Origin of the sequence: Nostoc sp. FACHB-888 (assembly GCF_014696655.1) — a bacterium.
GTDB lineage: Bacteria > Cyanobacteriota > Cyanobacteriia > Cyanobacteriales > Nostocaceae > Nostoc.
On the sequence record NZ_JACJQM010000166.1, the window covers coordinates 1 to 9,325 of the forward strand.

A 9,325-nucleotide genomic window follows, 5' to 3' on the forward strand; every position below is an offset into this window, starting at 1 on the left:
TAGCTCAAGTCCTTGATTGAGATGATCGATGATTTCAAACAACCGCTCGGATCGTTGCTCTGGTGAAGTTTTTTCGAGCAAATTGCCACCGATTTGGAGATGAACAACCTGTTTCTGCGATTCATCAATCAAAGCATAAGCCGCTTGCTGAACGCGATCGTGCAAAAACTTGTAGTCTTGAACTAACAAGTTTTCGTCTAATTCAGACAGAGGGTGAATTAATCCAGCTTGTATTGCTGCTAGTAGATCCTGGAAAATTGCTTTCGGTGATTTTTCGCAAACGATCGCCAACGTTTCTAAATCAAACTCAGACCCAACACAAGCAGCGATGGAGAGAACTTGCTGTGTTGCTGACGGTAATTTTTGCAATTGACGCAGCAGCAACTCCACCACATTATCGGTGATATCTTGAGCTTCAATCTCAGTTAAGTTCCACTGCCAACTCAACTGTTGGGTATTAAAGGTCAACAGGTTTTCGCTATGCAGCAGCTTCAAAAATTCACCAACAAAGAAAGGGTTGCCCTCGGTTTTACGCAACACGACTTGAGTTAAGGAACGAACGATATCAGGATTGTGATGTAATGTCTCAGCTATCAGTTGACTCAACGGTTCCAGGGTTAAGGGGGTCAGGATGATTTCCTGAAGTACTGCTCCCTGGTTTCGCAGGCTCTTTAGCGTTAAGACCAACGGATGCGTTGGAGTCAGTTCGTTATCTCGGTAGGCTCCGATCAAAAACAGATACTGGATTTGCTCATCAAGTAAGATGAGTTCGATTAACTTCAATGTCGCAGAATCGATCCACTGTAGATCGTCTAAGAAAATGACTAGGGGATGCTCTTTTACACAAAACGCCCGCACAAATCTTTGAAACGTGAGATTGAAGCGATTCTGTGCCTCAGTTGCTCCAACTTCGGGGATGGGCGACTGCTTGCCAATAATTAACTCAACTTCCGGGATCACATCAATGATGATTTGCCCATTGTTTCCTAAAGCAGTGAGTAGACGCGATCGCCATACTTCCACCTGTTCATTGGGTTCTCCCAAGAGTTGCTGCACCAACTTTTGCAGGGCATCGACGATCGCGCTGTAGGGAATATTGCGCTGGAATTGGTCAAATTTGCCAGAGATAAAATAGCCATGCTTTGCGGTGATCGGTTTATGGAGTTCCTGCACCAATGTTGATTTGCCAATTCCCGCATAGCCAGAAACCAACATCATTTCGACAAGGAATTGAGGATTTTCTATGCCTGACTCTCGTCGGTGAGCTTCGCCAACATTCCCTCTTGGGGCTACTCTGTCAAACGCCACCCATAATGCTGCAATCTCCGCTTCTCGCCCATACAGTTTTTGAGGAATGCGGAACTGCTCGGAAACATCTTGCAGACCTAATTGAATATGAGCAATTTGACCTGTTGTTGTAAATTGCTCTGTACAGCGTTCTAGATCCGCTTTGATGCCCCAGGCACTTTGATAGCGATCCTCCGCATTTTTCGCCATCAACTTCAAAATTATGCCTGAAATGGGTTTGGGAATCGTGGTATTCAATTCATGCACAGGAATCGGCGGTTTGGCAATATGGCAATGAACTAGCTCCAGGATGTCTTGAGTTGGAAACGGTAGCTGTCCAGTTAACAGTTGGTAGAAGGTTACGCCTAGCGAGTAGAAATCGGTGCGATAGTCGAGCATCCGGTTCATCCGCCCGGTTTGCTCTGGCGACAGATAGGCAAGCGTGCCTTCTAACACATGGGGACTTTTGAACGTTGGATTCGTGCGGTTAAATTGGGTCGCAATCCCAAAATCAATAATTTTTACAACGCCAGTATCTAGATTAAAGACTATGTTTCCAGGGTTGATATCTTTATGAATTACATTGGCTGCATGGATTCTGCCCAGAATGTCGCAAAGGGCGATCGCAAGACCTAGAAAAGTGGATAAAGGCATGGGGCAGAATATATCTGGACGCTTATGCATCCATTGCTCTAGGGACTCTCCCCCAAAATCTTCTAAGATAATCACCAGAGTGCGTTGATAGTCCTGCTGGCTGTATGCTTTGATAATTCCTTCCAAGTTAAGGGAGCGGGTAATTTTATATTCCTGTCTGTAGCGGGTTAGTTCACCAGGTGAGGGATAATCAAGCTTTAGCATTTTTACGACGACCCCTACTCCATCGTCTCTGATGCCCCGGTACACTAGAGAATTGGCACTTTCGTATATTTTGTTTTGGATAGCAATACCAGGCAGAGTGATCATAGAGCAGCTCTTGAGAGGATAATCTGGTACACCTCAAACTATACAGTAATCCAGCTATCTAGATTTTTCATCTTCTGAGGTTCTATTTGGTTTTGTTCATTTCTAGCCAGTTGCAGAGTGATGGCGTTCACTTACGAGCGCTGTATCAATATGTAGAGCGTTTCTACAGCACTCGGCGGAAAGTTTTGCCACATCCCTCGTACAACTTAACTTCCTTACTGTCCCGTTGTGGTGATATCTTCATTGAAACTGCAACCCAAAGACATTGGATGCCAAATTGCCAAAGTTATTCAGCGTATTATCCCATACTCCGACTCCAGAAGCGTCAATAATTTCTCTTCCACAGCCGTTAAATAGGGACGATTCACCTTCCCCAACGACTGCAACAGACTTTTGACTGTCTCCTCTAGCGAATCGAAATACACCCGACTAATGCGATCGCTAATCTCCTGAACCTGCTGACATTCGGCAGGCAAGTAATCGTAAGACTTCAGGTGTTGCAACCCAACGGCGTACTCGCCATCCCACATCCTCACCGTGCAACTAAAGTCATTCACTGCGCTGACAATTGCCCAACAGCCACCCTTGCCTCTGAGTTCGGGATTATCCTTGGCTAAAATTTGGCAGATTCCACCAACTTGGTAGGTGTTGGGTACTTTCGTCCTTTCCATGATGCGCTGCACAACATCTTTGACGATTCTACCAGTCAGCACTTTCCCACCAGCAAGTTCTACTGCTCTTAGCCACACTTCTTGCTGTTGTTGAGGTTCAAGTTTTGTCATCGGTCGCACTTGGCGCTCACTCGTAGGCAGAATTTGTGATCCATTGGTTGTCAAATTCTCATCTGCCACATTTTGACAACCAATGGTTGTCAAATTTTCGTAAACACCAGCTGCGGCGATCAAATAATTTGATTGTTGCCGACTATGCCCAAAGCGATCGCGGCAGTATTCCTCAAATGTTTTATGCGTGGAGCGATAAAGCCGTCTGTCCCTTAATTCCGTCAGCGCCTTCCCAGCTTCAAAAAACGCCCGTTCCACTTTCCTTTCCAAGTGTAGGCGGTAAGCGTAGCCATGCCGTCAGGCTTATCGCTTTGCTCCTCTTGGGTCAACTCTGTTACTTCAACAGCGCTAACTGTAATTGTTGCTGTAGCTGGGTTTTCTTCAAGGTCTTGGTTATCTTGTGGTGTGTCCTTACTAGATGAAGCAGAGGTGGCGTTGTTGCGCTTACGGGGTGGTTTATTCATTACCCCACCTCTTTTTGGTTTAGTCGCATTTGCTTAGAGCCGATTGCAAATAGGTTTTGAGTGTGGGACTTAACTGCGATTGCGCCAAGCGCAGTGCCTTCAGTAATAACTCGTCAACAGAAACTGAAGACAAAGTAGGAGGAATGACACTGGTCGGCTTAATCATCAAAACGCACTCCAAAATCCACGCCTAAAACTTCTTCAATTTTGCGAAGGGTTGGTTCTGGTAAAACATCATTTTCTTCACGTTCAATCCGATACCAATTAGCACGAGTCATATCGGCCGCTTTTGCCAATTCTTCTACCGATCGTGGATCTCGCTCTCTGGCTTCTTTAATTCTTGCTCCGATGCCAGGGGCATCAACCCGTATAACCCGTTCTATTTGCACATCTATAGACATGAACAATCCTCTCTATTCAATCATTTCGTAGATTCTATGTAAATTGTAGAGTGACACTTGACAAAATGTCTAGTGAGAGGATACAGTATAAATATAAAGAAAGCGCCCGGACTGCGAATCTAGCCCTTTACCTGACCTGCGACAATTTATTTTTCTCAAAAATGGACAAGAGTTAAAGCTTAAGAGTGTGGGGAGTGGGGAGAGTGTGGTCGCGGTGGGGGGAAGTGAGATTCTCCTCACACCTTCTACAACTCCCACACCTCCCATCGCTGCGACACCTTCCACACTCCCCACACCTCCCCTACCTCCTCTACCTCCTCTACCTCCCCTACCTCCTTTATCCCGTACTCACCCTCTGTATGCTGCTATCAAATCTATACAAGTACAACAGGCATCATTAACCCAGCAAACAGAGTCAAAAATTGCAGATTTTCCACAAACTAATTCCCAAACAAATAATCAAGTAATTATTCCCGAAGCCCCTCAATCTCAAGTTAGTCCGCCTTCAGAACAGAGCAGCACTCATAACTCACAAAACACGGAATCAATATCAGTCGATGAATTAGACGAATTAGACCTATTGAAACGCCGTCGTCGCCAATCCGAAATTATTTCTGACACCATAGAGGATAACAAAACTTTTGTTGAAAAACCCTCTAGTGTTAGCAAGGATTTGTTGGAATCTAACAGCATACCTACTGGTAACAGTTGGGTCAATATCAAACAGGTAACAGTTTATAAACAAACAATCCCTCGAAGGTTTTTAGAAGCTAAACAAAATCAAGACATTGCTTTTGCTGCTAGAGAGCTTCTCAAGAACTATGGCGTTCAACAAGATGATGGCTCTACAGTTTATCGTGCTGATGCTTTTCTTATTAAAAAGAATAAATCTACTTATAGTATTCATCGTCGTCAAGCAACAAACTTAGATAATCCAATTATGGAGTTTGAAGCCTCACAATATCATATTAATATTACTCAAAAACCTTTAGATAAGTTTTTACCTATAGAACGCCAGGAGTTTTTAACGGTTGCAGATACCTTAAAGCAAGGTAAAGAGCTACCCTCCTTCGATGAAGACCCCAGGAAAATTGCTAACAGTCTAAGCTCCCTTTCTCCTGATGGCACTCATAAAATACTTGAAAGTTTTAAATCTTTAGAAGTTTTAAGAATACTTACAAGTACCCTAGAAGCCTTTAACTCTCACGATTTAGAATTAGGTAATTATCGCATTACTTATACTCCTAATGATGAAAATAGTGGTGATATCAAGCTTTTAAAAACTGAACATAACGGAACTACAAGAGTTGCTGTACACCTAGAATTGAGCCGTACTGATGAACAAATGAATCATCAAGTTCACTCTATGGCTATTAACTCATTAGAGATTGACAAACTCAGGCTCCTAGCAACTAAACTTCAAATTCCAACAATTAATTCTGCTGCTAATGCTCACGCAACTCGTGATATCCCTTTGCCACTTCATCCTGCATTAGCTGAAGTTTGGAGCTTACTGGAAACTTCTGTCAGATGGACATCTGGAGCTAATCAAGGTAACGAAGGTTTTCGTGAGCGATTTCAAAAAGACCCCAATGCTAAACTAACTTTAGGTGAGCAGTCACAACTTTATTTTAAATTTTTAATTCAAACTAAAGAAGAGATTATTATTCATGGGAAAACTGATATTATTTTGCCACCACTTAGCGAAATCACAGAGGATTTAAAATTGTTACGTGAACAATCTATTAATAATTTTTATAGCCCGAAGATTTCCCAAAATGCCGAAACACAGAAGCCAACTCCGGAAAAACCTCACAATCCAGAATCTCAATTAAACAACTTGGAAGTTTAGTATGCAATCCACAGATGTTAGAGAAACTATCGCCTCCATTAATCGTGGGAGTGGAATCTCAAATAATATGATGGCTTATCGACTGGCTCTCATGATGGAGAGAGTGCCACAGAGTACAGTGCAATCACCCATTGAATTAGATTCCCAATCGCGTCAAAATCTTGAAGATAATCTCAGAAGTATTTTGACCAAAAGCACTCAAAATACTGAAGATTATAGGCAACAACTTAAAAATCAATATCTGGCTGAATATTCTCAAAAGTTTGGTGTATCTCAACCCGAAAAAACTGTGAATGAGCAGCCTAATAATTTCTCTAGAGTTGAAAATCTAATTACCCAAAGAAAGCATATCTTCCTCCAACAAATGATGGCTCAAGGTGAATCCAACGCTAGTTCAACTCCCTCTACACCAGCAAATCAAGAGGTTAATAAACAACATCAAGGCGATGACTTTAGCAAAAAGTCCCTGATTCCTGCCGTTGTTCAAACTATCATTGCTAAAGGTCAAGATACTAAAAATGAAGGCCGCGTTTATGAAGGCGTTCTTTATAGACTTCAATTACTGATTCAAGAAGGTATACAGTTTATCAATATTAACCGCAAAAATGAATCCAACCAAAAAGCTTTTGCTGCATATAAAGACCACACTAACGAGTTTACAATTACATCAAATAATCTCTCAACTGAAGAAGCACAAAAAATAGTTGCTTTTAATCAGCAGCGAATTGCAAAACAACAAGCTCAACCTCCTATTCAAATTGATAAAAATCAGGAATTTTCTTTTGACAAAGATAATAATCCCGATCTTGGAGATTAGGCATATTCAACTAAAATACCCCATCACTAATCCAAATATAAATCCACTGATTAAGAGATACCGTCTTAATATTGGATTTATTTTTACGAAAGGAGCAATTATTGTTGCAAGAAATATGTAAAATGTGGCTTCAAATATATCAGTGCTGAATGTGATGACGGCAGCGATAAACAGCCCACCAAATATCAAACATCCAACTACATACTCTATCTTGTCCCATAGCTTAGTGTCGTCCAGGTAGCGCATGAGTTAATCTCGACTTTTTCGGGATTGTAGCATCTACTCCATAATAATTGTTTACTTGATAGGGAAATTTTATTGTAAATATCGTTCCCTTACCGACAACGGAATCTACAGACAGTTTCAGCCCATGAGAATAAGCTACCATCATTGCAATATACAATCCTAACCCGGAGCCAGGTGAAGAAATAGTCCCACGATAAAAAGGTAGAAAAATATTCGCCAAATCTTCTGGTTCAATACCAACGCCTGTGTCTTCAATTAAAACTACCAAGTCATCACCCTGGTTCAACAATCGCAAGAATATATCACCTGTCTCTGTATATGAGAGGGCATTTTGAAGTAGATTTGAACACATTCTATAAAGATGTATCGCATCTCCTCTCACCCTGGTTCCATGCAGATATCCTGTACAAGTCTCGTAGTGCAATTTTAAGCCCCGATTAATAACTTTTGGCCTATACTCTTGATATAAATTATTCAGTAAGTCGCCAAAATCAAATTCATTAATCAAGGATGGATTCAACCCGATAACTCTATCTCTTGACTGATGACTTTGATACCTATCTATCAACTGAATTACTTGATTATTTGTCTGCCATAAGGATATCAAAATTGTTTTTATCTCTTGTAAAGTACTACCGTACTCTCCATCCATCATTTGCTTTAAAACAACTGACTCATTGACAACCGCGTTTGATACGTCATGCAATAATGTGGAAATATTAATTTTATTTATGAATTTTGCTTGGGACATATAGCCACTCCTAAACGAAATTTATTTTTTGTTACCAACTGATTTTTCGCAAAGATTTTTACTTTTAAGTATAACTAACTTTTCGCAATATATGTTCTACTTAAAACCTGCCTCTGAAATTAGTTTGCAAATATTTATATTCTAATTTTCGGGAAAATAACTAATACTTATTTTTAAATTATACAGTTTTCATTCAAATATTTATGGTATAAAAAGAGAAGAGGTTAAAGATTAACTTCCGGTGCAAATATTCTCGGTGCAAATATGACTATCAAGACAATTCGGGTAGTAGTAATTGAAGACCAAGAACTATGTAGACTTGGCATTAGAACAGCGATCGCACAAGAATCAGACATGGAACTGTGCGGTGAGGCTAGCTGTGGATTGGAGGGATTAGAGTTAGTCAAGGCAACAAATCCTGATATTGTCTTGCTTGATATTGGACTACCAGATATCAACGGACTGGAGATGACAACCAAGATTAAGAAGGACACTTTATCCAAAGTTATTATCCTCAGTGCTTATTCTAGTCAAAATATGATTAACGAAGCTTTTGCCTGTGGTGCTGATTCATATTTCTTAAAGACAACCAAGATCGACTCGATTAAAAACGCTATCCGTTGTATTTATCAAAATGAAGAATATCTTGACCAAGCGATTATCAAGAGATTTCTGGAATTGAGCCATCGTCAGAGTATAAAAATTAAAGGCAAAAGGTACAATGAGTTGCCTACAACTCAAGAAATTGAAATTCTCAAATTAATTGCCAGTGGCTACTCCAATAAAGAAATTGCTAATCAACTTTTCATCAGTATTAGCACAGTCAAATCCCACACTGGCAACCTTTTTCTCAAGTTGGGAGCTAGAGATCGAGTCAATGCCATTCTTAAAGCTCAAAGTTTTGGCTACCTAGAACCTTCGCCGCAAGACTGGAGAGCTATTGGGTAGTTCATTATTTCTTGTTCTTTTGCATTTGAATCAAGCAATATCCTTTCAAGCGATTTTCTTCTTGGCAAGCAGCCAGAGTCTGCTGATTATCAACAAAGAGCTTATAAGTTTGCTTACCTTCGCTGGATTTTACCCATTGTAAAATCTTCAAGTCGTTGTTTGACAACATAACTGATTGATTTTGACCCAAGTTAGTTATCACGTTCCAAGTTGTAAATGAAGCAAGCATCGCACCAGCTGCTGTCACTCCTCCTACCAGAGCGCAGATAGACCAAAAATGCATCTGAAAATTCCCTGTAGATAATCGCATCTCTTTTGGTGGCGATGATGCAGATGATGTTGATGATTGTATCAGAAGAGGCATTTGTTCAGTTAAGACATCACGCACAGCATTACTGACTACAGTGTTGTTCATCGATTGGGCTGTTTTAGAAGTATTCGCCACTTTCTCTTCGATTGTTAGTACCCAAGCTTCAATCATTGCCTCCATTCGTGCTTGCAGTGAAATCATTGTCTCTTCATATCTGCCAAGTGTTGCCATGACTTGAAACATCGGGTCATCTTCTGCTAACCCTACTTGCTGTGCTGTTTCAACAATCCTCTGTTGTTCGGCTTCAGAATACCCCTGCAATATTTCTGATGTTCTCACCTGCTGATACTCCTAAGAGGCTGTTTGAAAAGTTTGGGGGGGTAAAATTTTATGCTAATCGTCTTACCATGATCCGGATCATGGCAAGGTAGATAAACGTCTCCGATGTTTCCGGTAATAACTCATAGTCTCTGGCCAATCGCCGACAGCCCATTAGCCACCCAA

At 41.0% G+C, this 9,325-nt stretch carries 11 protein-coding genes; 3 read left to right on the forward strand and 8 right to left on the reverse strand.

From position 1 onward, the window contains the following. From H6G26_RS34915 to H6G26_RS34930, 5 genes are all read right to left on the reverse strand, one after another. A partial coding sequence (locus H6G26_RS34915) for a serine/threonine-protein kinase PknK (RefSeq protein WP_190735762.1) occupies nt 1-2,250 on the reverse strand: 2,250 nt, incomplete at its 3' end. A 290-nt stretch (nt 2,251-2,540) separates the two neighbouring features. Beyond that, complete coding sequence (locus H6G26_RS34920) at nt 2,541-3,290, reverse strand: hypothetical protein (protein WP_347242557.1); 750 nt, start codon at nt 3,288-3,290, stop codon at nt 2,541-2,543. After that, complete coding sequence (locus H6G26_RS44395) at nt 3,254-3,496, reverse strand: hypothetical protein (protein ID WP_347242558.1); 243 nt, start codon at nt 3,494-3,496, stop codon at nt 3,254-3,256. The genes H6G26_RS34920 and H6G26_RS44395 overlap by 37 nt, the downstream gene beginning before the upstream one ends. A 19-nt stretch (nt 3,497-3,515) precedes the next feature. Next, nucleotides 3,516-3,662 (reverse strand): hypothetical protein, encoded by a 147-nt coding sequence (locus H6G26_RS34925; protein WP_190735764.1) that lies wholly within the window; start codon nt 3,660-3,662, stop codon nt 3,516-3,518. After that, on the reverse strand, nt 3,655-3,897 hold the full coding sequence (locus H6G26_RS34930; protein WP_179070305.1) for a helix-turn-helix transcriptional regulator: 243 nt from the start codon (nt 3,895-3,897) through the stop codon (nt 3,655-3,657). The genes H6G26_RS34925 and H6G26_RS34930 overlap by 8 nt, the downstream gene beginning before the upstream one ends. A gap of 205 nt (nt 3,898-4,102) precedes the next feature. Here H6G26_RS34930 and H6G26_RS34935 point away from each other — a divergent pair, with 205 nt between their 5' ends. Continuing rightward, nucleotides 4,103-5,749 (forward strand): hypothetical protein, encoded by a 1,647-nt coding sequence (locus H6G26_RS34935; protein WP_190735766.1) that lies wholly within the window; start codon nt 4,103-4,105, stop codon nt 5,747-5,749. Nucleotide 5,750: 1 nt separating this feature from the next. Further along, nucleotides 5,751-6,566 (forward strand): hypothetical protein, encoded by an 816-nt coding sequence (locus H6G26_RS34940; RefSeq protein WP_190735768.1) that lies wholly within the window; start codon nt 5,751-5,753, stop codon nt 6,564-6,566. Nucleotides 6,567-6,789: 223 nt separating this feature from the next. Here H6G26_RS34940 and H6G26_RS34945 read toward each other — a convergent pair whose 3' ends face one another. After that, on the reverse strand, nt 6,790-7,563 hold the full coding sequence (locus H6G26_RS34945) for a HAMP domain-containing sensor histidine kinase (RefSeq protein ID WP_190735771.1): 774 nt from the start codon (nt 7,561-7,563) through the stop codon (nt 6,790-6,792). A 264-nt stretch (nt 7,564-7,827) separates the two neighbouring features. Here H6G26_RS34945 and H6G26_RS34950 point away from each other — a divergent pair, with 264 nt between their 5' ends. After that, nucleotides 7,828-8,511: a response regulator transcription factor gene (locus tag H6G26_RS34950; RefSeq protein WP_190735773.1), complete on the forward strand. Its 684-nt coding sequence runs from the start codon at nt 7,828-7,830 to the stop codon at nt 8,509-8,511. A gap of 4 nt (nt 8,512-8,515) precedes the next feature. Here H6G26_RS34950 and H6G26_RS34955 read toward each other — a convergent pair whose 3' ends face one another. Further along, complete coding sequence (locus H6G26_RS34955) at nt 8,516-9,160, reverse strand: DUF6753 family protein (RefSeq protein WP_190735776.1); 645 nt, start codon at nt 9,158-9,160, stop codon at nt 8,516-8,518. Between the two features lie 49 nt (nt 9,161-9,209). Further along, the coding region (locus H6G26_RS34960) for a transposase (protein WP_190727979.1) at nt 9,210-9,325 on the reverse strand (116 nt) is incomplete at its 5' end.